Below are 25,400 nucleotides of genomic sequence, written 5' to 3' on the forward strand. Positions count from 1 at the left end.
ATTTAAGAATGCGGCCCCTGCCCAGCGGAGGGGCCGTTTTTCTGTGCCTCGCGAAGCTGCGCGATGGCCTGCGAATTTTGCTTAATATCATTGGAATTACGCGCGACCTGCACGATTAAATAAATGACACCGGCTATAAGTCCGATGTAGATAGCTAGCGGGATGAGCATGAGCAGAAGTTCGAGCGGGCCAAGCGTCATTCTTACGCCTTTCTGTGCGGGGGTATTTAATTTCAGGCTAACACTCGCGCAGGGCTGCGGCGACTGCGCTCAGGCTGTGGCGCAGGTCGTCATCGCTTAGGTGGCCAAAGCCTAAAACGACGCCGTCTTCGGCGTCCACTCCGCCCCAGTATTCGCGCAGCGGGGTCAGCTTGATGCCGCGGGCGGCGGCGCGCGGGACGATGGCCGGATCGCAGAGCAAAACCGCGTGCAGGCCGCCGTTGATGGGCAGCAGGCGCGCGCCGGGGAGAGTGCCCAGGGCATCGGCCACGAGGTCGCGGCGGCGCTTATAGGTCCGGCGCATGCGGCCGGTGTGGCGCCGCAGCGCCCCGCTTGCCAGGTAATGGGCGAGCGCGGCCTGTGGGATGGTGCCGACCGGCTGGCCAAAGATTTCGCGCTGCTTGTCGATGCCCCCGCGCAGCCCATCCGGGACCACCACATAGCCGCAGGCGATGGACGGCGAAATGACGGTGGAAAACGTACCTAGCAACACGGTGCGCTCTGGGGCGAGCGCGGCGAGCGCGGGCAGCGGTTGACCCACGTAGCGCAGCTCGGAATCGAAGTCATCCTCGATGAGTAAAGCGCCATGCTGGCGGGCCCAGGCGACGAGTTCGGCGCGGCGTTCGGCCGGCAGCGAGGCGCCATACGGGTACTGGTGGCTTGGGGTGACAATGAGCGCGTCGAGGTCGGTATCGGGAACGGTAACGCCATCGGCATCGGTGGGCACGTTCACCAACTCATGGCCAAGCGCCTGCGGGATGCGGCGCAGGCTGGGGTAGCCGGGCGATTCGACACCGACGCGCAGCGCGGTACCGAGCGTGCGCAGCACTAAGGCTAGGCCATCGCGGGCACCGGCGGTAACGACGATGCGGCGCGGATCCACCCGCAGCCCGCGCATGTGGCGCAGGTGGTTGGCTATGTGGTGGGGGAGTGGAGGGGCATCGGAAAGCGGCTGGGCGGCGGCATCGCGCCAGGCGGCGCGCCATTCGGGGGTGATGATGCCGGCGGTATCGGGCAGGCCGGGCGTCAATTCCAGCAGGTCGGGTGTGGGAGCGGGCTGCGGCGCGGGCTCGGGGCGCGGCGGCGGGCTGTGGGGCAGGCGGGGATTGATGACGGTGCCGGAACCAACCTCAGCGCTGAGGTAGCCCTCGGCGGTGAGCTGCTCATACGCAGTAACGACGCTGCCGCGGGAGACGCCGAGCTGGGTGGCCAGCGCGCGGGTGGAGGGGACGGGTTCGCCGGGCAGCAGGGCGCCGGAGGTGACATCGGCGCGCACGGCGGCGGCGATTTGGACCGGCAGGGCGCGCGTATCGGCGGGGTCGAGGCGCAGGGGCATAAGAACAGTATAAGTGGTACAACCCAACACGCGGGAAATGGTTCTTTACTTGTACCACTTGGGCAGGGCAGTATAGAGCGCATGACCGAAAACATTGCGACCACGCGCGTGAAACGTGGACTAGCTGACATGCTCAAGGGCGGCGTCATTATGGACGTCGTGACCCCGGAACAGGCGCGCATCGCCGAGGATGCGGGCGCGAGCGCCGTCATGGCACTTGAGCGCGTGCCTGCCGATATCCGCGCCCAGGGCGGCGTGGCCCGCATGTCCGATCCGGAGCTTATCGAGGGCATCGTCGACGCCGTATCCATCCCCGTGATGGCGAAGGCGCGCATTGGTCACTTCGTCGAGGCGCAGATTCTGGGCGAGCTCGGCGTGGATTTCATCGACGAGTCCGAGGTGCTCAGCCCCGCCGATTACGTCAACCACATCAATAAGTGGGACTTCGATGTGCCATTCGTGTGCGGTGCGACCAACCTGGGCGAGGCCCTGCGCCGCATTACCGAGGGCGCGGCCATGATTCGCTCCAAGGGCGAGGCCGGCACCGGCGATGTCTCCGAGGCCGTCAAGCATCTGCGCACCATTCGCGCGGAAATCGCCCGCCTGCAGCACCTCGACCGCGACGAGCTGTACGTCGCCGCCAAGGAACTCCAGGCGCCGTACGACCTGGTTGCGGAGGTTGCGGAGACCGGTAAGCTGCCGGTCGTCCTCTTCGTTGCCGGTGGCGTGGCCACGCCTGCCGATGCCGCCCTCGTCCGCCAGATGGGTGCCGAAGGCGTCTTCGTGGGCTCCGGCATCTTCAAATCCGGTAACCCATCGGCGCGCGCGGAGGCCATCGTGAAGGCCGCCACGCTTTACGATGACCCCGCCGAGCTCGCCAAGCTCTCCCGCGGCCTGGGCGAGGCCATGGTCGGCATCAATGTCGGCGATGTGCCGGCACCGCACCGCCTAGCCGAGCGCGGCTGGTAATCGCGTGGTCATGCCACAAGAAGCTAGCGCCACGATCGGGGTGCTCGCGCTGCAGGGCGGCGTGGAAGAGCACCTGCGCATCCTTGAAGGCCTGGGGGCGGACACGCGCCGGGTGCGCGTGCCGCACGACCTCGAGGGGCTGGATGGGCTGGTGATCCCGGGCGGGGAGTCGAGTGTCATCGACAAGCTCGCCCGCACCTTCGGCGTGGCCGATCCACTGCGGGCGGCTGTAGCCGCAGGCCTTCCCGTGCTCGCCACCTGCGCCGGGCTGATTTATTGCGCCCGCGAGCTGGATAACCCCTCGCCGGGCCAGCAGACCCTGGGGCTGCTCGATATCACCGTGCGGCGCAATGCCTTTGGCAACCAGCGCTTTTCCGCCGAGCGCACCGTGCCGGTCGCGGTCGGGGAAGAAACGCTGCCCATCGAGGCCAGCTTTATCCGCGCCCCGCTGGTCACCCGTGTGGGCGAGGGCGTGGAGGTCATCGCGACCGTGCCGCACGACGGCGCGGAGGAGGCGGTCGTGGGCGTGCGCCACGGCACCGTCACCGCTTTGAGCTTTCACCCGGAAGAAAACGATGAGGCGCGCGTGCATGCCGCCTGGCTGGCCAGTATCCGCTAGGTGCCGGATAGGCCGCGGCGCTTGAGCAGCGGCGCGACGTCCTTATCGCGGCCGCGGAAGTCGCGGTAGGCCGCGCCGAAATCGCGGGAGGCGCCGCGGGAGAGGATGAGGTCCCGGAACTTTTGTCCTGCGGCGCGCAGATCGCTTTGCTCCTTGAACCACTCAAAACCATCGGCATCGAGCGCCTCCGCCCACAGGTAGGAATAGTAGCCCGCGGAGTAGCCACCGGCGAAGATGTGGTTGAAGTACGTCGAGCGATAGCGCGGGGCGATGTGCGGGTTATCCAGGCCCACCGCGCGCAGGGCCTCCTCCTCGAATGAGTCCACCGCCTCCGAGGTAGCATCCAGCGCTGCGGCATCCTTGGCGCTGAGCGAATGCCACGCCAAGTCGATAATGGAGGCCGCCAAGTACTCCGAGGTGGCAAAGCCCTGGCCAAATTCGGAGGCGGCGGTTACGGCATCGAGCAGCTCATCGGAGATCGGATCGCCGGTATCGACGTGGCGCGCGTACTGCTTGACCAGCGATTTATCCAGCGCCCAGTTCTCATTGATCTGCGAGGGGAATTCCACCCAGTCGCGCGGGACGTTGGTGCCGGCGAAGGTGGGGTAGTGGACATCGGAAAGCAGCCCATGCAAGGCATGGCCGAATTCGTGGAAGAGGGTGTGCACCTCGTCCAGGCTCAGCAGGGGCTGGGAACCATCGGCGGGCTTGGTAATGCCCAGCACGTTGACGATGACCGGCTTGCGCTCCAGCAGGCCCGATTGGCCCACGAACTGGCTCATCCACGCGCCACCGCGCTTGGTGGGGCGACCGAAGTAATCCGTGAGCAGCAGGCCGATTCCCTTATCTCCGTGCTCGCCCTGTTCTTTGTGTTCGACATCCTTGTCGAACACCTCCCACACGCGCACGCCCTCGGCATAGCCCTCCAGGTCCTCGCGCGGGATAACGGTAATGCCGTACAGGCGCTCGGCGGCGGCGAATACGCCCTGGGTAAGGACGTTGTCTAGGGGGAAGTACTGGCGCAGCTCTTCCTCGTCGAGCGAGAAGTCGCGGGCGCGGACCTTGGATTCCCAGTAGGGCCAGTCGGCGGCGTGGAAGTCTTGCTCGTTGAGCGTGGCTTCCTCGGCTAATAGCTTGTGTTCGCCGGCGGCATTGGCCGCGGCCGCGGGGGCGAGGTCTGCGAGCATGTCGCGCGCGGCATCGGCGCTGCCAGCGGTTTCTTCCGCGATGACGTAATCGGCGTGGGAGGCATAGCCCAGCAGCTCGGCGCGTTCGGCGCGCAGCTGGACGGCCTCGATAAGCCCTGGAATGTTGTTCTCGGAGCCCCTGCTTGCCGATGCCGCATAGAGCTTTCTGCGCGCCCCCTCCTGCGCCAGCCGGGACTGCTCCGATTGTACGGTGGGCAGCTCGAGCGGGATGACATAGCCTTCGCGGCCTAGGGCCTTGGCATCCGCCTTGGCTGAGGCGATGCGCTCCGGCGGCAGCCCCTCGAGCTCTTCCTCCGTGAACTCGACGGCGCGCTCGCGCGTGGAGGCCATGAGATTGCGGCCGAATTCCTCCGAGAGGGCGGAGAGGCGCTGGTTGATATCGGAGAGGCGGGCCTTGCCGGCGGCATCGAGATCCGCTCCCTGGCGCGCAAAGGTGCGCAGCAGGTGTTCGTGCAGGCGCGCGCCCTCCTCATCGCCGGCGGGTGGGGTGGCGTCCTTGATGCGCTGGTAGAGCTTTTCGTCCTGGTACATCGCATCGTAATGGGCGGACAGGCGCGGATAGATATCGGCGGCGATTACTTCCATCTCATCGGTGACGTCCGTGCCAGAAAGGTTGCCAAAGACCGCCATGACGCGGTCGAGGTCCTGGCCGGATCGCTCGAGGGCCTCCACGGTGTTTTCCCACGTGGGGACGGCGGTGTTTTCGGTAATGGCGGCAAGCTCGGCGTCGTGGCGCGCGAGCGCTTCGTCGAAGGCGGGGCGGTAGTGCTCGACCTTAATCTCCGCAAACGGCGGGAGTTGGTAGGGCAACGATGAAGGGTGGAGTAATGGATTAGTCATAAATGACCAATGTACCCATTAACTCCACCCTGTGTGATGGTATTCACTAAGATTGCTAGCCCACGGGAACGAGCTCCGCGTCTTCATCCTGCTTCTTTGGCGCGGTGGTCTTGCGCTTTCCGGTATTCATCAAGATGATGTCTAGTACGAGGAATGCGGCAAGGGTAATGCCCAAAAGTGGCATAAATACACCGATGGTGGCGGCAAAGAGCGCTCCTAGGCCGGTGGTGGCCCAGGAGAAGTGCCGCTTGGAGCCAGGTGCAAATTGCGGCCGACGCTTCCACCACATGTAGTAGCCCAGCACCACCATGGCGGCGATGGCGAGGCCGAGTGCGAAGAGGGCAATCTGCAGCGGCAGGCCAAACATGATGCCCATGTGCAGGTAGATGCCCCAGCTGCTGAGCTTGCTAAACAGCGGCAGCTCAGAGAATGGAAGGCGGTCGATGACCTCGCCGGTGGAACCGTCGACGGAGACCTCGTCGGAGGTATAGCGCCACTCGACCCAGCGCTCGCTGACCTTCCACCCCGAGTCGGTGTCTTCCGGCGCGTACAGGCGCAGCGGGCCGGTTAGGCCTTCCGCGCGGCCGGTGGCATAGACGCGCTCGGCCTGCTCGGCGATGACCGCCGGCTCCAGTGCCTCGCCCGCAGCTTCCGCATCCCCACCGTGAGCGCCGTGGGCGCCGTGGCCTTCGTGCCCGGCGTGGGCATCGTGTGCGGCATCGGCGGAGGAATCGGTGGTAAGCGCGGTTTCTACCGGCGTGGCCTTCCAGTTCATTTTCTCCACCACGGAATTGACGTTCCCGCCGGCCAGCTGGGACCAGGTGATGCCGGTGGCAGACAGGCCAATGAGCCCGATGAAAATCCAAGCGCCCATCGTGGAGTGCAGGCGGGTGGCCTTCCAGCGTTTGGAGCGCTGCGGCTGGTTCTTTAGCGGCGCGGCAGCCTTCTTAGGCCGGCGGCGAATCCACCACATGTAAAGGCCGCCGCAGGCCAGGACCCACAGCCAGGAGGCGGCTAGCTCGGAATAGAGCTCGCCCGGCTGGCCCAGGTGGAAGCTTTCATGCAGCGAGGAGATCCAGCGGCGCAGCGGCATTTCGCCCAGGCCAGAATAGGTGGGGTAGTCACCAATGACCTCGCCATCGGCCGGATTAATAAACACGGTGCGCTGCAGGCTCTCGTCGATGCCCGGATCCGCCACCAGCACGCGCGTGGAGTCCTTCGCCGATTCTGCCGGCCACACCTGGGAGACCGGCATTTCCGGGTGCTCCTTTTGGGCAGCGCTGATTTGGTCCTCCAGGCTTACCGGGTTATTTACTTCCTCGACGGTCATGACGTCGCGGTAAGCAAAATTTTCCAGGGTGGGCGCCAGTGCGTAGAGGCAGCCGGTCAATGCCGCGATCAGGATAAAGGGGCCGACGAACATGCCGCCGTAGAAGTGTATGCGTTGGATGAAGGAACGCAGAGCCGTCCGACTCATAAAATAGTTCTCTTTCGTGCTTAGTGGTCAGTTGCATGAGTGCTGATATCAACTGCACTAATAGTCGGAACTTAGGCAACCCTGGTTCCCGGAAGGTGAAAAATTTTTTCAGTTGTGTGAAAACGAGGGGGGCGAAAACGACGACACCGCGCGCCCTGCAAAGGGAACGCGCGGTGAAATCTAGCTGGTGAAGAAAGCTCTTACTTCTTCAGGCCGTCGATGATCTCGTTGAACTGTGCGACGGGGCGCATGACAGCGGAGGTCTTCTCGTCGTTGGGCCAGTAGTAGCCGCCGAGGTCGGCGGGCTCACCCTGGGCATCGATAAGAGCCTGGGAGATTTCATCGGCCTTGCCAGAAAGCTCGGAGGCGACGTCCTTGAAGGCGGCCGCGAGATCGGCATCCTCGGTCTGGTTAGCCAGCTCCTCGGCCCAGAAGGTGGCCAGGAAGAAGTGGGAACCGCGGTTGTCGTTCTCGCCCACCTTGCGGGATGGGGACTTGCCCTCATTGAGCAAGCGCTCGGTGGCCTTGTCCAGGGTGGTGGCCAGCACGCCGGCCTTTTCGTTGCCGTTGGTCTGGTTCTCGTGGCGGAAGGACTCGGCCAGCGCCAGGAACTCACCGAGGGAATCCCAGCGCAGGTGGTTTTCTTCCTGCACCTGCTGGACGTGCTTCGGGGCGGAGCCGCCGGCACCGGTCTCGAAGAGGCCGCCGCCTGCCATCAGTGGAACCACGGACAGCATCTTTGCGGAGGTGCCCAGCTCGAGGATGGGGAAGAGGTCCGTGTTGTAGTCACGCAGCACGTTACCGGTCACGGAGATGGTGTCCTCGCCGCGGCGGATGCGCTCGATGGAGGTCTTGGTAGCGGTGACCGGATCCTGGCTCTCGATGTCCAAGCCCTCGGTGTCGTGGTCGTTCAGGTACTTTTCCACCAGGGACTGGATATTGCGGTCGTGGCCGCGCTCTGGGTCGAGCCAGAAGATGGTCTTCATGCCGGACAGGCGGGCGCGGTTAACGGCGAGCTTGACCCAATCCTGGATCGGCTCGTCCTTGGTCTGGCAGGCGCGCCAGATATCGCCGGCCTCGACGTCGTGCTCGATGAGCACCTCGCCCTTGGAATTGCGGACCTCAACGGTGCCGGCAGCGGGCACCTTGAAGGTCTTGTTGTGGGAGCCGTACTCCTCGGCCTTCTTGGCCATCAGGCCGACGTTCGGAACGGTACCCATGGTGGTGGGGTCGAAGGCGCCGTTTTCCTTGCAGTCCTCGATGACGGCCTGGTACACGCCGGCGTAGGAGGAATCCGGGATGACGGCGAGGGTGTCTTGCTCCTCGTCGTTCTTATTCCACATGTGGCCGGAGGTGCGGATCATTGCCGGCATGGAGGCGTCAATAATGACATCGGAAGGCACGTGCAGGTTGGTGATGCCCTTGTGGGAATTGACCATGGCGAGATCGGGGCCATCGGCAAGCGCGGATTCGAAGGCCGCCTTGATCTCCTCGCCATTGTCGAGCTTGTCCAGGCCCTCCAGGATGGAGCCCAAGCCGTTCTCGCCGTTGAGGCCGGCGGAGATGAGCTCGTCGCCGTACTTATCAAAGACATCGGCGAAGTAGGTGCGCACGACGTGGCCGAAGAGGATGGGGTCAGAGACCTTCATCATGGTGGCCTTCAGGTGGGTGGAGAAGAGCACGCCCTCTTCCTTGGCGCGCTTGACCTGCTGGAGCAGGAACTCATCGAGGGCCTTGGCGGACATGAAGGTGCCGTCGATGACCTCGTCCTTAAGTACCGGCAGCTCCGGCAGCAGGGTCTGTTCGCCGTCGGCAGTCTTCAACACGATGGACAGGGTATCTTCCTCAGGGATGATGACGGACTTCTCATTGTGGCGGAAGTCGTTATCGTCCATGGTGGCGACGTTGGTCTTGGAATCCTTGGACCATTCACCCATGCGGTGCGGGTGCTTCTTAACAAAATTCTTCACGGCCTCCGGCGCGCGGCGGTCGGAGTTGCCCTCACGCAGGACGGGGTTAACGGCGGAGCCTTTGACGGAATCGTAGCGGGCCGCGATGTCCTTTTCCTCGTCGGTGGAAGGGTTATCCGGGTAATCAGGCAGATCGTAGCCGGCGGCCTGCAGCTCGGCGATAGCCTTCTTCAGCTGCACCAGGGAAGCCGAGATATTCGGCAGCTTGATGATATTAGCCTCTGGGGTCTTGGCCATCTTGCCCAGCTCAGCCAGGGCGTCTTCCACCTTCTGCTCCTCGGTGAGGCGCTCCGGGAACTGCGCGGCGATGCGGGCAGCCAGGGAAATATCGCGGGTTTCTACGTCAATGCCCGCGGTGGAAGCGAAGGCCTCCACGATGGGCTTGAGGGAGTAGGTCGCCAGAAGCGGCGCCTCATCGGTACGGGTCCACGTAATCTTAGCCATGATTCTCCTATTAAATGTGGGAAAATTTCTTCAGATGACCAGATTACCGATTTTGTCCGCTCCATGTGGAGCGCTCGGTACATTCTGGGGCTGGGTGGCATCGGTCACGGGGCCATGCGCTGGGTAAATCTCTTCACCTGCCCACGCCCTGAACATGCTTTATGCCCAGGTGGGGTGTATCGTCGCCCCTCGTGAAAATTATCGATCAGTTAAGCCCGCGCAGCGCCCACGAACACCGTATTCACCGTCGGCCTTTGCCCCGCCAGACGGAGATTTCTACCGAGCGCCGCACCATCGTCATGGTGGCGATGGCCCTTGGCGCGTTTGCTATCGGTACTACCGAGTTCGTCTCGATGGGCCTGCTGCCGCTGATCGCGGAGGACTTCGGGGTTTCTGAAGATACCGCCTCCACGCTGATTACTACCTACGCGCTCGGCGTGGTGGTCGGCGCGCCGCTGATTGCGGCGTTTACCGGCAAGCTCCCGCGCCGCCGCCTCATCCTCTTGCTCATCGGCTTTTTGGTGGTGGGCAACCTGCTCTCGGTCCTCGCGCCGAATTACTGGGTGCTCATGGTGGCACGCTTCATCGCCGGCATGCCTCACGGCGCGTACTTCTCCGTGGCTAACCTGTCTGCGGCGTCAATGGCCCCTCCCGGCGGGCGCGGCAAGGCTATGGCGTTTGTGGGCATGGGCCTTGCCATCGCCACGGTCATCGGCGTGCCCGCGGCACAGGCTTTGGGGTCCGCGCTGGGTTGGCACGCGGCCTACCTGGTGGTTGTGGTCATCGGCCTTATTACCGCCGTGGCCCTGTTCTTTCTCATGCCGCACATGACGGAGATGAAACAAACGGATATCCGCACCGAGTTCGGCGCCTTTAAAAACAGCCAGGTGTGGCTCACCGTCATCATGGGCGTGGTGGGTTTCGGCGGCATGTTCTCCGTCTATACCTATATCTCCTGGACCATGACCGAGGTCGCGGGCCTGAGCGATAGCCTGATTTGGGTCGTGCTCATGGCCTACGGCATTGGCATGACGATAGGCAATGCCTTTGGCGGCTGGTTGGCGGACCGCAACCTCGAATTCGGCATCATTTTCGCCTTGGCCAGCCTGATCATCATCCTCACGACCTTCTACTTCCTTTCCAGCCACGCCATCCCGGCCACCATTTGCTTTGGCATGGTGGCGTTTATGGGCTCCACGCTGGTTCCCTCCCTGCAGCTGCGCTTGGTCCACGTGGCGGGCGATGCCCAAACCTTATCCGCAGCGCTCAACCAGTCCGCGCTCAATATCGCGAACGCGGCCGGTGCGACCATCGGCGGCATCGTCGTCGGCGCGGGCTTGGGTTACTCTGCTCCGGCGCTGGCGGGCGCCGGCTTGGCGGCCGCGGGTTGCGTTGTGTGGGCGATAACAATGTGGGATAAAAAACGCCTTGCCAATCGCGGCTAGAACTACCACCGCACACGCCTATATTCTGGAGCACCATGAGCCTTACCATCGCTAGCGTCAACGTCAACGGAATCCGCGCCGCGTGCAAGCAGCGCAATGAGAATAACCCCGGCATGAATGCCTGGTTGGAACAGACCCCGGCCGATATCGTGCTGATGCAAGAGGTCCGCGCCACCCCGGACCAAGCCAGAAAGGCCCTGGCACCAGCCCTGGAGGCGGGCTGGCACTTGGAGCTTGCCGATGCCGCCGCTAAGGGCCGCGCCGGAGTAGGCATCCTCTCTCGCACGCCGCTTGCCGATGTCGATATCGGTTTCGGTTCCTTCACCGACGCCGGCCGCTGGATTGCCGCTACCACCCGCGATATCCGCGTGGCCTCGCTGTATCTGCCCTCCGGCGATACCGATTCGCCGAAGCTGGATGAAAAGTACCGCTTCTTGGATGAATTCGATGCCGTGCTGGCAGAAAACGCCGATAAGGACATGGTCATCGGCGGCGACTGGAATATCTGCCACCGCGCCCAAGACTTGAAGAATAATAAGGCCAACGAGAAGAAGGCCGGCCACCTGCCGGAAGAGCGTGCCTTTATGGATCATGTTTTCGGCAGCTTCCCGGATGAGGCGCCGCAGGAGAAAAAGAACCTGGGTGAGTGGCTCGGCGTCGTGGACTACGCGGGCACCACGCCGTGGGAGCCGGCCACCGCGCCGCAGTGGTTCGACGTGGCGCGCCGGCTCCACCCAGAGGCCGATGGACCCTATACCTGGTGGACCTACCGCGGTCAGGCCTTCAATAACGATGCGGGCTGGCGCATCGACTACCAAGCCGCAACTCAGCCGCTACTCGATCGCGCGCGGCGCACCTGGGTGGATAAGGCCCCGACCGTAGAGCAGCGCTGGTCCGATCACTCGCCGCTCCTGGTGGAATACGCCTGATGTCGCCGCTATTTAGCGTCCTGTACGTCATTGGTATTACCGCCGAGTCCATGACCGCTGCGCTATCGGCCGGACGGCAGAAGCTCGATCTCTTCGGCGTGACGATGATCGCCTCCATCACGGCGCTAGGCGGCGGCACCGTCCGCGATATCGTGCTCGCGGATCCGCCGCTGACCTGGGTGGAGCACCCCGTCTATCTGGTCATCGTCATCGCCGCCGCCATCGTCACGGTGGGCATGTCCTTCCTCATGCACTATTTCCGCCACCTCTTCCTCATCCTCGATGCCTTGGGGCTGGCGGTCTTTTCCGTGCTGGGTACCCAGATTGCCGCGCACTTGGGCTACGGCTTCATCATCGCCTCGGTATCCGCGGTCATCTCCGGCGTCTTCGGCGGCGTGTTGCGTGATCTGCTCTCAGACCGCATTCCGCTGGTATTTTCTGGCGAATTTTATGCGGCGATCTCGATCCTCGCGGCCGGACTCTACATGATTCTCCTACGCGCCGGGCTATCGGAGGAACCCACGGCGATCATTACCGCCTTGGTCTGCTTCGCTGCGCGCCTTGCGGCTATCTACTTCAAGACGGGCCTGCCCGTCTTTGAATACCGCGATGGTGAGCAACAGATGGATCCGCGCCTGCGGCTATCGGCGCGCATCGTGCGCGATGGCGCCCGCCGTGCAAAGCGGAAGGCGGGCGCGGCCACCCGCTACGCCAGCCCGATTACCCGGCCGCTGGGCCGCAGCAAGCGCAACGCAAGCGATTTTTCCTCCCCGCTCAGCCTCGAGGAGCTAAATAGCAACCGGATTGCACGGCCGACCGCCCGCTCATCCATTACCCGCCCCAGCGGCAAGCACTCACCTGGGGCGAGGGGAGTGGATGCGCAGCAGCAATGGACCTTCAACAAGGAGGATGTGGGCAGGCAAAGGACCCCCAAGCACAAGCAGTAGTGCTAGTATAAACACGTTAAAAATTTCGAAATCTGCAACGGAGAAAGTTCATGGCTCGCGCAATTATTCCTTTTGTCCTTGGCGCCGTAATCCTCGCCTTGAGCATCTGGTGGTGGACTACTGTCGGACCGTCCTTCGCCTTCCTTGGCCCCATCGTTCTCATGGGTGTCGGCGGTGCCTTCATGGTGACCGGTTTCGCCATCTTCATGGACATCGTCAGCCCCACCTCCCGCAAGGTCTAAGGGGAAAGGTCTGAGATGAAAGCTATCGATCTACTCACGGACATGGCGCAGCGCCCGCTCGATGCGCTCTCCGCATTGCCGGAGCTGAGCAACGAGACCGCCAATGCGCACTTTGGTGATCACCCGAATTCGATCACGTGGCTGCTATGGCACACCGGCCGCATGGCGGACCTGCAGCTTGCGCAACTAACCGGGGAAGAAGAGCTGTGGCAGCGCTACGACCTCGATCTGCCGGATGCCATGGGCTATGGCCAATCGGCGGAGGAAGCGCGTGCGGTGACCACGCAGGACATTGGCAAGCTCCGCAGCTATACCCAGGAAGCATTGGAACAGGTCAAGGCGTATGTGTCCTCGCTGGAGGATGACAACCTCGATGACGTGATCGACACCTCGTGGACGCCGCACGTTACCCGCGGTGTCCGGCTGGTCTCGATTTTTGATGATGCCGCGCAGCATCTTGGGGCGGCCAATCAACAAGCAAAAATGACGGAGTAACATTACCTGACATGACTGATTCCACTGCATCTAATTCCGCATCCCGCGTACTTTCCGGCATTCAGCCCACCGCTGATTCCTATCACTTGGGAAATTACTTGGGAGCGCTCAAGCAGTGGATCGACCTGCAGGAAGGCTACGATGCCTTTTACTTCATCCCGGATCTGCACGCGATTACCGTGGAGCAGAATCCGGAGGAGCTGCGCAACCGCACCATGGCCGGTGCGGCGCAGCTCATTGCGCTGGGCATCGACCCGGAGAAATCCACCCTCTTCGTCCAGTCCCATGTGCCCGCCCATGCGGAGCTGACCTGGGTATTCCAGTGCCTGACCGGCTTCGGTGAGGCCTCCCGCATGACGCAGTTCAAGGATAAATCCGCCAAGCGCGGCGCCGATCGCACTTCGGTGGGCCTTTTTACCTACCCCATCCTGATGGCCGCCGATATCCTGCTGTATTCGCCGGATTACGTGCCAGTGGGCGAGGACCAGCGCCAGCACTTGGAGCTCACCCGCAATCTGGCTGAGCGCTTCAACAATAAATACGGCGAGACCTTCCACGTGCCGGAGCCGTTCATTCCAGAGGGCGCGGCGAAGATCTATGACCTGCAGGACCCGACGTCCAAGATGTCTAAGTCCGGCCCCAACCCCAAGGGCTTGGTCAACCTGCTCGACGCCCCGAAGACCTCTGCCAAGCGCATTAAGTCCGCCGTGACCGATGACCTGGGCTCGGTCGCCTTCGACCGGGAAAACCAGCCGGGCGTATCGAACCTGCTGGTCATCCAGTCCGCGCTGACCGGCGAGTCCATCGACTCCTTGGTGGAAAAGTACGCCGGCAAGGGCTACGGGCACCTGAAGGTGGATACCGCGGAGGCGCTCGAGGCCTTTACCACCCCGCTCAAGCAGCGCTATGACGAGCTCATGGCGGATCGCGGCGAGCTGGAGCGCATCTTGGAGCGCGGCGCCCAGACCGCACAGGAAGTAGCGCAGCCGCTTGTCGATGCCGTCTATGAAAAAGTCGGCTTCCTTCCTCGCCCGCGCAGGTAGTAGGTACCCCTTAACCCACCCCACCGAGGGACAAGTGGGTGTTTGCCAGCTACGCTATACGGGATAAGCGCTGTGCGAACAAGAAGGGAAGCACGTGTCCACCACCACGCAATCCTCCTCTAAGAAGACGGACCACTACGGCATCGAGCGTGCGAACGCCGATGATCCGGGAGCGATAGATAAGGTACGGCGTAAATCGCCCTTTGTTGACCACCTCATGCGCATGCAGGAGCGCTATGCCGCAGAAGGCGGCAACCAGTTTTCTGCTGGCATTACCTATTACTCGGTCCTGTCCATCTTCCCGTTGGCGATGCTGCTGGTGGCCACCATCGCCGCTGTCCTTGCTAACCGTGAGGACCTGCTCAATGACTTGCAGTCCTATATCACCGACTCCATTGACGGGAACCTCAGCGAGTCGGTCAATGAGATTTTGGATACGGCCATCGACCAGCGCGGCGCCATGTTCGGTATTGGTGGTTTGACTACTCTGTGGTCCGGACTGGGGTGGATGAACCACCTGCGCATCGGCATTTCTGCCATGTGGGGCATCGATGCCAATGACGGCGGCTCCTTCCTGAAAAAGAAGTTCTCTGACCTTCTGGGGCTTATCGGCCTGATCATTGCCTTTGTCGTCGCCTTCGGCGTGACCGCGGCGGGTTCCTCCGGCCTTACGCAGAAGATATTTGACCTCTTAGGTATCGATTCTTTCCCCGGCATGGGTTATGTCTTCTTCTTCAGTGGCTTGTTGCTGGGACTTATCGCCAACTTCATCGTCATGTGGTGGCTGATTATGATCCTGCCGCGCACGAAGGTGCCTAAGAAGTCCGGCTTTATCGGCGCTGCCATTGGTGCGGTGGCATTCGAGGCCATTAAGCAGCTGTCCACGGTGATTATGTCCTCTGCCACCGGCAGCCCGGCCGGTGCGGTCTTTGGCCCGGTCATCGTCCTGATGATTGTCATGTACCTGGTGTGGCGCGTGGTGCTGTATATCTCCGCATGGACTGCGACGACCGCAGAATCCCTGAAGTATGCGCACCCGCCGGTTCCAGAACCCGCCGTTATTCGCGTGCGCAATGAGGTGCGCGAGGGCGCACCGGCCGGCGCGGTCTTCGGCGTGGGTGCCGCTTTGGGCGCTGCGGCCGTGGGCGTGGCGAAGCTTTTCCGCCGGAAATAAAAATCCTCCCTACGGGGGAGGAGTGCGCCGAGCTATACCTTTAAGATAGGACACTATGAACGCCGATGATATTGCCCCAGACTTCTACGAAAAGTGGGACCTCGACCGCAATGGTGGCGAGGATGAGCTTTCCGTTTTATTGGAAGCAAAAGACATCAAGCTCGGGCAGCAGGGATATAACCAGGATGAGCCGCGGCGCGTCCAGCTGCGCATAGCGGCCAGCATCCTGGGTTCGGCGAAGAAGAGGGCCGAATACGATGAAGCATTGCGCACTGGTCTCCGCCCGACGTGGGGCGAGCTCGGCACGCTGAGCTCGGTGGGGCAGTGGTCGCCGGCGCCGCGCCCGCAACCGAGCTTCCACGATCAACCGCAGGGCCCGGCGCAGGTGCCGGGTTTTGCCCAGCCTAGCCCGTATGCCTCCCCGTACGCGCGCGATCCATTCGCCCAGCATGCCTCGCCGCAGCAGCAGATGGTGCCATCGCCCGCTGCCGCGCCGGCGCCAGTCCAGCACCAAGCGCAGAAACGGCCGTCCCAGGAAACGCGCATCGGCATGGGCATCTTGGACTTTTTCTTGGCCGGCGGCATCAGCAGCGCGGTTGGCGCGGGCGTCGACGAGCTCGCGGATGTGGAAGCGTTGTCCTTTGTTGTTGCCTGCATCGTGATGGTGGTTTACGTCCTGGGCAGCGAGGTATGGATGGGCGCTAGCCCGGCAAAGATTCTTGCCGGCTATACCGTGCGGGACGTGGATACGAAGGAAAAGCTCAGCCTTAGCCAGTCCGCCAAGCGCCAGTGGTGGCGCCTTATCAACGTGATCCCTGGCATTGGGCAATTGGTGGGCATGCTGGGCGCGGTGGTGCACGCGACCACCATCAACGAGGAAAACAACCTGCGCGGTTCCCACGACGATCTCGCAAACGCCGAAGTGGTTAAGAGGAAGCCGCGCAAGTAGAACGCCGCATGGCGCAACTTCGGGCAGATACCTACGATGGTGCGCATGCACGATGCACCATTAATTAGCCCCGAAAATAAGGATTCCGCCGAGAGCGTGGTGGAACAACTTCCAAAGGTATCCCTGTGGGAACCGGTCCGCTCGCAGGCCAGCACCGCGGAGGAATTGAACGCGGATATCCGCGAGCAGTGCGCCCAGCTTGCCGATGACCACCTGGTCTACGCCGAGCTGCAGCTCAACCCTGCGGCTTACTCTTTCGATACGTCCGCAGTCGTACGCGAGGTGGCCGCGGAACGATTCGGAGATCTCGAGGTACGGTTTGTCCTCGAGGCGGCAGAGCCGGCGGCTAATGCCGAGGACTCTGCGGGCATTGCTGGCTACACCCTGCCGGAGGGGAATGCTGCCGCCGCGGCGGAGTTCCGCACGAAGTACCTGCCTACCCAGATCGCGGTGGGCGAGGATTTCGCCGCTACCGAAAGCGCCGCCCAGGCCGGCGTGAACCGTTTGCTGCGACCGGTGAATATGATTGATGATTTCACCGCCGATGTCGATGGAATCCGCCCAGGCAAGGCCTCCGGATGGATCCGTGACCGACACATTCCACTGGTATTTTCGCCCGTGGACGATGTTGAGGAACTCACTGATCACCCGCTGCCGCTGTTACAGCAGCTTGGTTTTACCTGCTCGGTCTCCTCCGGAGATTCCACGCTGAGCAGGCAGTTTCTCGCCTTGAGCGAGACCTTTGGGTACGGACTGGAGGAGTTTTTCGATCTTACTGTGAAGGCGATTGAGAATATTTTCGACACCGAAGAAACAAGGCAGCGTATCCTTGAGACCGTTGTCCTTCCGGCCTACGAGGACCTCTCCGATCCGGAACTTGCCGGCCCCGATACTGAGGAGTCGCTCCAAGATTCCGGGTTCTCAATGAACCTGAATGACAACGCTTCCGAAGAGTAATAGATAGTTAATCTACATAAAGGAGGAAGACATGCCTTCCGCACTATTCGTTGTTACCGCCGCTGATAAGTGGACGCTTGCTGATGGCAGCGCCCGCCCTACCGGTTACTGGGCCGAGGAGCTCATCGCTCCGCACCGCGTGTTTAAGAACGCTGGTTGGGATATCGACTTTGCTACGCCGAACGCAAAGGCACCAGTAGTAGACGAGTACAGCCTCGAGGTATTGTCTGAGGGCGACCGCGCCGAGCAGGAGAACTACCTCGCAGAAATCGGCCCGGACCTGGAAGACCCACTGAACCTGGCCGATGTTAAGGAAGCCGACTACGACCTCGTCTTTTACCCCGGCGGCCACGGCCCGATGGAGGACTTGGCTTATGACCAGGACTCTGCCAAGCTGCTGCAGGAGCGCATCGACTCCGGTCGCGCGCTATCCCTGGTCTGCCACGCACCGGCTGCATTGCTCGCGCTGGACAATGACAACTGGCCACTCAAGGGCTACACCATGACCGGCTTTACCAACGCCGAAGAGGGCGAGGAGACCATCGCCGCTGCCAAGTGGGTTGTTGAGACCCGCCTGCGCGAGCTCGGCGCTGATTTCAAGCAGACCGATCCGATGCAGCCTTATGTCGAGGTTGACCGCAACCTCTACACGGGCCAGAACCCAGCATCCTCTGAGCCTTTGGCACAGCGCATCCTGCGCGACTTTTAATGCGGGCGCTGAAAGCTCTCGCTGCAGGTAGTGCGGTAGTAGGGGCGGCGGCATATATAAAGAGCCGCCGTCCTTATCTACGCAGCGTTGCTCCTGAGCTTCGCAGCCCATTACTGTACCTGCCGCTGCACTTGCTTTCGGGTGATCGATTCGCTCGAACGAGCAGGTTATTTGCCAATATGGACGTGGCACGTCCGAAGTGGCGTCCGGTGGACATCGAAGAGCTATCTTGTTCTTTTGAAGGCCAAGCATTCCGTGCCCGCGTTATTACTCCACGCGGAGATGGAGCGCCAGCCGAGCCACGTCCCGTGGTGATGTGGATTCACGGCGGAGGTCACCTGCTCGGTGGTCCCGCGATGCATGATCCCCAAACTTCGCTCATCGCATCGGAGCTGGGGGCCATCGTCATCGCACCGCGCTATCACAAATCCACGCAGGAACCTTTTCCTGCGGATCTGGAAGAGTGTTATGCCGCTTTGCGCTGGATGCAGGAAAATGGCGAGCTTTTAGGCGCGGATACTTCGCGCATTGCGGTCGCTGGCGATAGCGCCGGCGGTGGCTTGGCCGCAGGCCTTGCCCAGCGCACGGTGGATGAAGGTCATTCCATTCGAGCGCTTGGATTGGTCTATCCAATGCTTGATCACCGCACCATTGTTAAAGAGGGTGCGGTGGGGCAGTTTATTTGTCCTCCGAATTTAAATCGCGGCGCTTGGGATATGTACTTAGGCAAGGACCATTTAGGAACCCCGCTGCCACCGTATGCATCGCCGGCGACGCGTTCGGATCACTCGGGGATGCCGCCCACGTGGATCGGCGTGGGAGACATCGACCTTTTTCATGATGAATCCGTAGCCTTTGCTACCGCACTGCAGAACGCCGGAGTCGAGACCACACTTGATGTGTATGCAGGTGCTTATCACGGCTTCGATCAGGTACGCCCGCGTGCGCCCCAGTCGCGCAGAATGCTGGCAGATCTTATCGAGCACCTCGGTTCTCACCTCTAGCCGCACTTTATGTGGCGCGAAGTGTAGGTGAAAATGCAGCAACCGCCCCAGTCTGACGCGGGCTTGTTTTAGGGACCGGTAAGGCGGTACCAGGTACCGGGGTGGCGGTAGCCGCCCGGTAGCCGGTTTTACCCCCGCTTATCGTTTGGACCGTTGACGTTGCTTGAGCTGTTTGCTAAGTGTTCCCCTTTCTTCTTGGAAGTCGTCACGGGTGCGCATGTCTTCACCGATGAGGGTGAGTTTGCTGCCGTTGTTTGCAAGTCGGGATAGGACAGCGTCGGCGATCGCGTTTTCACTAAAGACGCTGTACCAGTATTCCGGCTCGTGCTGGCTGACGATGACGGTTGAGGAATGCTCCCGCTTGACCAGGAGGTTGAATACCTGGGCTAAGGCGAAGGCAGATACGTCCGTGGCCAGGAAGTCGTCGATGACCAACACAGCCGGCTTTGTCAGTTCCTCAAGGAGGGCTTTGCGCTCATAGGCAGCGTCGGCTGTGGCGTCGAACTCGTCGGCTAAGTCGGCGAGTCTAAAGTAGCGTGCGGTTAGTTTATGCCGGCACGCAGCCACGGCTAGGCCTTGGGCGAGGAAGCTTTTGCCGGTGCCGGTAGCTCCCACGATGGTTAGATCTCTGCCGTAGGTAATCCAGTCGCAGGTAGCTAACCGCTCAATACGGTCTGGAGTGATCCCTCGGTTGCTGTGTGCTTCAAAGCGTTCCAAAGCCGCAAGCGCGTTGGGTAGCTTGGCGGCTTTGACGAGTTTTTCGATTACTTTCGAATCACGTGCAGCTACCTGAGCATCGAGAGCTTCTTTGATCTTGTCTTCAAAGGAGTCCAAGTCACGACTGGGATCGTTGACGATCTCCTGCAGCGTCGTGGCAAACACACGCATCCCGCGAAGAGAACCGAGCAGTTCGAAGTCTTCATCGGTAAGAGCCATGGCTATACCTTCCATTCTTTATCAGTGAAGGCAAACGCCCCGGCCCCGCGTACATGCGACACAGAGTCCGGCGTGTCCGCCGTGGGCTGTTGGCGGTGCGCACGCGTAGTGTCGATGGCCGTCGACAGTGGTACATCGGTGGGCAAATACGCCTGTGCTGCGGCCTGTTTTAGATCCTTGAGCTCTTGGGCTACTTTGTTGACGCTGGGGACTGCTTTGCGCGATAACAGCTGACCACAGGCTTGTTCGAGTTCGATTCGGGAGTAATCCTTCGATAGGTTCAGTACGCCCAGAACGCTAGAATATGCTTGGGCTTCGACTTTACGAGCGTTAAACATCTGGCCGATGAGCTGTGCTGTCGCGGTCCCAATACTTTTCGCCCAGTCTTCCAAGCGTTGCCGGTTCCACTGGGTGTTTAAGTCCTTATGGTTGTCGGGGACATGCTCATCCAAGGTGGAGTAGCCATAATTAGCAGGGGCAATACGATGTGAAGCAACAATCTCACCGTCGTAGAAGACATCCAGATAGTCATCAAAAAGTTGCACGTCGACGAACTTGCCCGCTAGCTTCCACGGCACTGAATACCAGTGATTGGCGATCCGGATGTGGTAGTTCATTGCGACCTTGGACTTCTTCCACCGCGACCACGACCACCGCCGGTCGGGCAATGGGCGCAGCAGCTGTTGCTCATGGTCTTCAAACAACTGGCGACGAGAGATATCCTGCCCGCGGAAGGGACGGCGATCGTTGATGAAATCGCTTTGGTCCTCGAGGGCCTTATTGAGCATGTCGAAACTGTAGAACTCCTGGTCGTCGAGGTATTCCACGCACCATTGCTGGGCAATATCCACGGCCTTTTCAACATTCGCCTTATACCGCGGCCGGTAGCCTTTCGCCGCAGTAATACCTATCTGATAGAAATCGGCAAATGTAGAATACTCCGCAACCGGGATACGCCCCCGCAGCCCACAGGAAATCTGTTGCGTGGCTGTGAGCGCGTTATCCGGGATCAACCGCAGCGGACAACCACCGAAATACTCCAAAGCCGCACGGTGGGCTAAAAGCCACGACCGCATTTTTTGATCCGGCCACGCCGATACATGCATCATCCCTGAGTGCGGCAATGAAGCTACAAACAAGTGCGCGGTAACCCGCTGGCCTGAGACAGGATCCACAACGACCATTCCATCGCCCGACCAGTCCACCATGAGCTCGTCACCGGGATCGTGATTCAGTGGCGCTGACAGCTGATGAACATCGACATAATGCTCAAACAGCGAACAGTACTGTCGATACGAATAATGACGCTGACCAGTACCAACAGGGAACTCCAGGTACTTGGCGTGCGCGACTTTCAACGTCACGCGCTTGCCAGAGACCATCCGCTCAGCAACCTTTTTGAAATCCGGTGCGAGGAACTCCGCATCGTTGCGACGCCGGTTATCCGGAAATAGCTCCTCTAACTGGGCATTCGACAATCCAGCAATCCCACGAGCATCGAGTCGATGGTCCCTTACAACGCGACTGGCCTTATCAATCGTCGACTTCGAGACCCCTAAATCGGCTCGAATCTGGTTCCAGGAACGATTCCCGGCAACCAAGGCAAACATGATGGCACGGTAATCCGTCACCACCATCACTCCTTCCACGTGAACGCGACCCACGCGTACACACTGCGTGGGCCGTCCACTAAAGAGTGCCTAAAAACTACCCCCGGTACCCGATATCCGCACCGGTCGGTACTCGATACCGCCCTACCGGTACTAAATAGCGTCGCGCGTCACCCAGTCCACGCTCCACTATGAGGAGTGGTTGGACTGGGGCGGTTGGCGGTTAGTGGCCGATACCGGCAGCTGAGGTCGCTAGAGCCGGTAGTCCGCAGGGCAGAGTAAAAGCCTAAAAGCGGGAAAAACGCTTAATTAGCATGTTCTCGAGGCCCTTCCAGGACTCGGCGTGCTCGTTATAGGGCTTCGACGGGACGTAGCCGGCGTGTTCGGTGGAACCGAGCATGTAGCCGAGGTAGTCCTGCAAGCGCGGATTGGCCAGCATATAGGAGTTGATGGAATCGTCCCCGGCCCAGTCCGCGGCATCGGCGCAGACCTCGTAGCAGCGGGCTAGCTGGTCGGAGTCGACCGCTTCGGGCCCCTTTTCAATATCGCGCACGATGCCATTGAAGGAATATTGGTTATCCGGGTGGACCTGCACCTCTAGCTCGCCGGCGTTGGCTGCGGTGACGACGTCCTGCCAGGTGGACACGCGCGCTAAGTCATGGTCATCATTATCGATGAGCCACCGCACCAGGGTCTTGGAGGAATCGAAGGTAAAGATTTCGCCCCACTTGCCCAAGAAGATGGGCTTGCCGTCCAGGTAGGTGCGCAGCGTGTAGACGGACTTGGACTGCGCGGTGATTTTAATCGGGTCGATTCCGGCGGCGGCCCAGGGGGACTCGTCATAAGGATCGGCGGCGTCTGCTGCGGCCTTGCGCTTTTCTTCGGCTTCCTTGGCGGCAGCGTCGGCGGCACTCGCTGCCTCGGAGATGCGGGTTTCGGCATCGGAGATAGCGGCGGCGTCGAATTCATCGCTCGGAACCACGCGGACGTGCTTATCCAGATCCGCGATGACCTTCTTCCAGTTGGTCAAGATGACCCGCCCGACGCCGGTCCATTCGTTCATTCCCTGCTCGCCGGAGTAGTGGTCGGCGCCGCGGGAGACGTTGCGCAGGATGGAGTGGGTGGCGAAGAAGATGGTGGTCTGTTCGGCAGCGGCGACATCGGCAAGCGCGGATGCCACCTCGAGGTCGCGCGCCACGGTGGAGACATTGGCGTGGCTGGGGCGGCCGGCGAGGGCTTCTGGCATGCCGATGAGATCGTATTCATCGCGCTTGGCCGGGGTGACGCGGTGCGCCGGGCGGGCGGAAAAATGCTCCCACTGCGGGTGATCCAGCAGGTCATGCTTGGCATCGGACTCGAGGTAGCACAGCAGCTCAGCGGGGGAATCAAAGACCAAAACGGAGTCATCGTCGCCCAAAAAGGCCTGCCACTCGGAGCCATTTTCGCGCCACTTGGGCGCCCAGAGGGTATAAAAATCGCCCTCAGTCAAGGAGAGCTTAATAGGCACAATCGCACGGGTACTCATGAGCTTTTAGTCTACCCAACGCCCCAGCTGCCGCGCGGAATTGCCGGGGCCTTGTCAGGCAGTCGGCCGCCAAAAACCCTTAAATTGCATGCCCATATTATTCGTGCGCAGCGGGTTGGTCTGCACGGGGTCCCCGGCCTCCACAATCTCGCCATTGCCGGAATACATCGCCACATGGCCATCCCAGACCACCAGATCGCCGGGCTGGAGCTGATCGGCGCTGACCTGCTTGCCGATGGCCTGCTGGTCCGCCGTGCGCGGAATATCCACCCCTGCCTGGGAATAGGCCCATTGAGTAAGCCCCGAGCAGTCAAAGCCACCGTTGCCGGTTCCGCCCCAGGTATAGGGCTGGCCCACTTGGCTCTTAGCCGCGGCCACGGCCGCGCGGCCTGCCTCCGAGCCGGCTTCTGCGCCCGCTGATGGGTGCGGCGCGGGTGCAGCACCGAGCTCCGCCGGAGGAGCCACGGCGCTATGCGTCGCCGCGGCGGCCGTGGCCTGCTGGGGCTGGCCGACGGCGGATTCCACCGGCCGCTGGGAGATGGGCAACAGGGCCGCCGCGGTGGTGGTGAGCTCGTCTTTCAGGCGGTTGACTCGGGCCATCGCCAAGCCAATGTGCTCGTCTATTACGGTGCGAAGGGACGCAAGCGCTGCGGCGCGGGAGGCGGGATCGAGGGAGATTAATCCCATCGCGATGGGCGCCGCGGCCTGGATAAGCTGCGTGCCGATGCCAAAGATATCGCCGGCAGCCGCCGTAACGAGGCCTCGGGCCTGGCCAAGTACTGCGGAGACGGTCTCGTTATCGCCGGTGAGGAGGTTCGCGGCGGCGATAAGCTGCGAGGCATCGCCGTGCGCGATATCCGCCAGCGGTTGCGCGGCGGAGAGATCTGGGACGCGGGGAAGTTGGACATCGGGAAGCGGCGAAGGCTGCAGCGCGGCGATGTTTTTAATGGCGGTAGCAAGCACTTAGATCGCCGCCCCGAGGGAGTCGCGCAACGCCGCATCGGAGTCTTCCGCCTCGCGCGACATCTGGAAGGAAGACTGCGCGATGTGCCCCATATCGTGGCGCAGCATGGTCATCCGCGCCCCAATATTGTCTAAGGCGGCATGGACCGCTTCATTGAACCTGGTAAAGGCCGAATCTTCGGGCAATGCCGGGTGGGGTGGATTGTCTCCCTGCGCGTTCGCGTGCAGGTCACGGGCTAAATGGCGGGCGTGGGCGGTATCTATCTGAAATGGTCTCATGCCCTATTGGACTGGCCAATGGCCCAAGTGGTTCCCAAAAAGTTTAAAGTAGTGGGCATGGATATCCACGTCGTAGACCACCCGCTTGCCGCTTCCCGCCTGACCCTGATGCGCGATGCGCGCAGTGATAACTCCGCTTTTCGCGCCGCGCTCAAGGACCTGGGAACCATGCTCGTATATGAAGCCTCCCGCGATTTGGCGGTAGAAAACTTCGCTTGCGAAACCCCGGTTGCCACAGCGCAAGGCACCCGCCTGCAGGATCCACCCATCATCGTGCCCATCATTCGCGCAGGCCTCGGCATGGTGGATCCTGCCCTGTCGATGATTCCGGATGCCCAGGTCGGGTTCATCGGCATGGCGCGCGATGAAGAAACCCACGAGCCCGTGCCGTACTTGGAGGCGCTGCCGCAAGACCTCACCGGGCGCACCGTCTTCGTCGTTGATCCCATGCTGGCCACCGGCGGATCCCTGCTGCACGCCCTGCGCCTCTTGGCCGCCCGCGGCGCTACCGATATCACTGCCATCTGCATGGTCTCGGCCCAAAACGGCGTGGATGCGCTGGAGAAATCGGGCCTTCCCGTTCGCCTCGTCACCTCCGCCATTGACCCTGAACTCAATGCGGATGCCTATATCGTGCCGGGGCTTGGCGATGCCGGCGATCGCCTATACGGCCCGCGCAATATCGATCTTTAAGCTAGTATTTCTCCCTGAAAGCCCGAAGGTGGCTTTCAAAAGGGGGAAAAGATCGTGAGTTTTATTCAACTAATGTGGTCGAGCTACGGCTACGGATTTTCGCAACAACTGCGCCGCGTGCGCGAGCGGCGCGGGGTATCCCAGCAAGTGCTTGCGGATATTTCGGGGGTATCGCGCAGCCAGATTTCTAACCTGGAACGCAATGAAAATGGCCTACACACCATGGCGGACCCGCAATTATCCACGGTGTACAAGCTGGCGCTGGCTTTAGAAATCCCGCCGGCGGTCCTCTTGCCGGCCGGTGGGGACGTGGTGGAGGGCCACTTGGCAGACTCCGCCGTGCTCGGGGTAGAAGACGTGGCGCCCTTTCCACAGGACTACATCAACCAGCGGCGCTTTAGTAATGCGCGGGGCTAACC

25 protein-coding genes are annotated in these 25,400 nt (G+C 61.6%); 15 read left to right on the plus strand and 10 right to left on the minus strand.

Annotated elements, in window-relative coordinates; all coding sequences use genetic code 11:
• Positions 1-2: 2 nt before the first annotated feature.
• Together ACLI1O_RS02600 and ACLI1O_RS02605 are read right to left on the minus strand one after the other, a co-directional pair.
• Complete coding sequence (locus tag ACLI1O_RS02600; RefSeq protein ID WP_023016815.1) at positions 3-200, minus strand: hypothetical protein; 198 nt, start codon at positions 198-200, stop codon at positions 3-5.
• Between the two features lie 37 nt (positions 201-237).
• The gene (locus tag ACLI1O_RS02605) at positions 238-1,554 is read right to left on the minus strand and encodes a PLP-dependent aminotransferase family protein (RefSeq protein WP_284849562.1); all 1,317 of its coding nucleotides are present in this window, start codon (positions 1,552-1,554) and stop codon (positions 238-240) included.
• A gap of 81 nt (positions 1,555-1,635) precedes the next feature.
• Here ACLI1O_RS02605 and pdxS point away from each other — a divergent pair, with 81 nt between their 5' ends.
• Positions 1,636-2,523, plus strand: coding sequence for a pyridoxal 5'-phosphate synthase lyase subunit PdxS (pdxS, locus tag ACLI1O_RS02610; RefSeq protein ID WP_126318381.1), 888 nt, complete (start codon positions 1,636-1,638; stop codon positions 2,521-2,523).
• 10 nt (positions 2,524-2,533) lie between these two features.
• Positions 2,534-3,142 carry a pyridoxal 5'-phosphate synthase glutaminase subunit PdxT gene (pdxT, locus tag ACLI1O_RS02615; RefSeq protein WP_239270112.1) on the plus strand — a complete coding sequence of 203 codons (609 nt, stop codon included), beginning with the start codon at positions 2,534-2,536 and terminating at the stop codon, positions 3,140-3,142.
• Here the strand turns inward: pdxT and ACLI1O_RS02620 are convergent.
• The 3 genes from ACLI1O_RS02620 to ACLI1O_RS02630 form a co-directional block, all read right to left on the minus strand.
• Positions 3,139-5,190 carry a M3 family metallopeptidase gene (locus tag ACLI1O_RS02620; RefSeq protein ID WP_239270111.1) on the minus strand — a complete coding sequence of 684 codons (2,052 nt, stop codon included), beginning with the start codon at positions 5,188-5,190 and terminating at the stop codon, positions 3,139-3,141. The genes pdxT and ACLI1O_RS02620 overlap by 4 nt on opposite strands.
• Positions 5,191-5,245: 55 nt before the next feature.
• Positions 5,246-6,667 (minus strand): PepSY-associated TM helix domain-containing protein, encoded by a 1,422-nt coding sequence (locus ACLI1O_RS02625; protein ID WP_284849561.1) that lies wholly within the window; start codon positions 6,665-6,667, stop codon positions 5,246-5,248.
• 200 nt (positions 6,668-6,867) lie between these two features.
• A complete protein-coding gene (locus ACLI1O_RS02630; protein ID WP_239270109.1) occupies positions 6,868-9,081 on the minus strand; it encodes an NADP-dependent isocitrate dehydrogenase in 2,214 nt (737 codons plus the stop codon).
• Positions 9,082-9,272: 191 nt separating this feature from the next.
• On the opposite strand from ACLI1O_RS02630, the gene ACLI1O_RS02635 reads away from it, so the two are divergent.
• From ACLI1O_RS02635 to ACLI1O_RS02685, 11 genes are all read left to right on the plus strand, one after another.
• Positions 9,273-10,526, plus strand: a complete 1,254-nt coding sequence (locus ACLI1O_RS02635) for an MFS transporter (protein ID WP_239270108.1) — start codon at positions 9,273-9,275, stop codon at positions 10,524-10,526.
• Positions 10,527-10,561: 35 nt separating this feature from the next.
• Positions 10,562-11,455 carry an exodeoxyribonuclease III gene (locus tag ACLI1O_RS02640; protein ID WP_239270107.1) on the plus strand — a complete coding sequence of 298 codons (894 nt, stop codon included), beginning with the start codon at positions 10,562-10,564 and terminating at the stop codon, positions 11,453-11,455.
• A complete protein-coding gene (locus tag ACLI1O_RS02645) occupies positions 11,455-12,402 on the plus strand; it encodes a trimeric intracellular cation channel family protein (protein ID WP_239270106.1) in 948 nt (315 codons plus the stop codon). The genes ACLI1O_RS02640 and ACLI1O_RS02645 overlap by 1 nt, the downstream gene beginning before the upstream one ends.
• A gap of 50 nt (positions 12,403-12,452) precedes the next feature.
• A complete protein-coding gene (locus ACLI1O_RS02650) occupies positions 12,453-12,644 on the plus strand; it encodes a hypothetical protein (RefSeq protein WP_239270105.1) in 192 nt (63 codons plus the stop codon).
• A 15-nt stretch (positions 12,645-12,659) separates the two neighbouring features.
• The gene (locus tag ACLI1O_RS02655) at positions 12,660-13,139 is read left to right on the plus strand and encodes a DinB family protein (RefSeq protein WP_239270104.1); all 480 of its coding nucleotides are present in this window, start codon (positions 12,660-12,662) and stop codon (positions 13,137-13,139) included.
• An 11-nt stretch (positions 13,140-13,150) separates the two neighbouring features.
• Positions 13,151-14,182 carry a tryptophan--tRNA ligase gene (trpS, locus tag ACLI1O_RS02660; RefSeq protein WP_239270103.1) on the plus strand — a complete coding sequence of 344 codons (1,032 nt, stop codon included), beginning with the start codon at positions 13,151-13,153 and terminating at the stop codon, positions 14,180-14,182.
• 94 nt (positions 14,183-14,276) lie between these two features.
• Positions 14,277-15,356 carry a YhjD/YihY/BrkB family envelope integrity protein gene (locus ACLI1O_RS02665; RefSeq protein ID WP_239270102.1) on the plus strand — a complete coding sequence of 360 codons (1,080 nt, stop codon included), beginning with the start codon at positions 14,277-14,279 and terminating at the stop codon, positions 15,354-15,356.
• A gap of 55 nt (positions 15,357-15,411) precedes the next feature.
• Positions 15,412-16,305: an RDD family protein gene (locus tag ACLI1O_RS02670; RefSeq protein WP_239270101.1), complete on the plus strand. Its 894-nt coding sequence runs from the start codon at positions 15,412-15,414 to the stop codon at positions 16,303-16,305.
• A 45-nt stretch (positions 16,306-16,350) separates the two neighbouring features.
• Entirely contained in the window at positions 16,351-17,262 is a 912-nt protein-coding gene (locus ACLI1O_RS02675) for an adenosine deaminase (protein ID WP_370657803.1), read from the plus strand.
• A gap of 31 nt (positions 17,263-17,293) precedes the next feature.
• The gene (locus ACLI1O_RS02680) at positions 17,294-17,971 is read left to right on the plus strand and encodes a type 1 glutamine amidotransferase domain-containing protein (RefSeq protein WP_239270099.1); all 678 of its coding nucleotides are present in this window, start codon (positions 17,294-17,296) and stop codon (positions 17,969-17,971) included.
• Between the two features lie 179 nt (positions 17,972-18,150).
• Positions 18,151-18,975: an alpha/beta hydrolase fold domain-containing protein gene (locus ACLI1O_RS02685; RefSeq protein ID WP_239275584.1), complete on the plus strand. Its 825-nt coding sequence runs from the start codon at positions 18,151-18,153 to the stop codon at positions 18,973-18,975.
• Positions 18,976-19,113: 138 nt separating this feature from the next.
• On the opposite strand, the gene ACLI1O_RS02690 is transcribed toward ACLI1O_RS02685, so the two are convergent.
• From ACLI1O_RS02690 to ACLI1O_RS02710, 5 genes are all read right to left on the minus strand, one after another.
• Positions 19,114-19,911 (minus strand): ATP-binding protein, encoded by a 798-nt coding sequence (locus ACLI1O_RS02690; RefSeq protein WP_349837246.1) that lies wholly within the window; start codon positions 19,909-19,911, stop codon positions 19,114-19,116.
• Between the two features lie 2 nt (positions 19,912-19,913).
• On the minus strand, positions 19,914-21,548 hold the full coding sequence (gene istA, locus ACLI1O_RS02695; RefSeq protein WP_239270169.1) for an IS21 family transposase: 1,635 nt from the start codon (positions 21,546-21,548) through the stop codon (positions 19,914-19,916).
• 259 nt (positions 21,549-21,807) lie between these two features.
• On the minus strand, positions 21,808-23,046 hold the full coding sequence (locus ACLI1O_RS02700; protein WP_239270038.1) for a hypothetical protein: 1,239 nt from the start codon (positions 23,044-23,046) through the stop codon (positions 21,808-21,810).
• Positions 23,047-23,100: 54 nt separating this feature from the next.
• On the minus strand, positions 23,101-24,009 hold the full coding sequence (locus ACLI1O_RS02705; RefSeq protein ID WP_239270039.1) for a C40 family peptidase: 909 nt from the start codon (positions 24,007-24,009) through the stop codon (positions 23,101-23,103).
• Entirely contained in the window at positions 24,010-24,288 is a 279-nt protein-coding gene (locus ACLI1O_RS02710; protein WP_239270040.1) for a chemotaxis protein, read from the minus strand.
• Between the two features lie 57 nt (positions 24,289-24,345).
• Here ACLI1O_RS02710 and upp point away from each other — a divergent pair, with 57 nt between their 5' ends.
• Both upp and ACLI1O_RS02720 read left to right on the plus strand, forming a co-directional pair.
• Complete coding sequence (gene upp / locus ACLI1O_RS02715; protein WP_411706931.1) at positions 24,346-24,981, plus strand: uracil phosphoribosyltransferase; 636 nt, start codon at positions 24,346-24,348, stop codon at positions 24,979-24,981.
• Positions 24,982-25,035: 54 nt separating this feature from the next.
• Complete coding sequence (locus ACLI1O_RS02720; RefSeq protein ID WP_005281543.1) at positions 25,036-25,398, plus strand: helix-turn-helix domain-containing protein; 363 nt, start codon at positions 25,036-25,038, stop codon at positions 25,396-25,398.
• The last annotated feature ends 2 nt before the right edge of the window (positions 25,399-25,400 follow it).

The sequence above is a fragment of the Corynebacterium sp. LaCa78 genome (assembly GCF_046717505.1).
In the GTDB taxonomy this organism is placed as follows: domain Bacteria; phylum Actinomycetota; class Actinomycetes; order Mycobacteriales; family Mycobacteriaceae; genus Corynebacterium.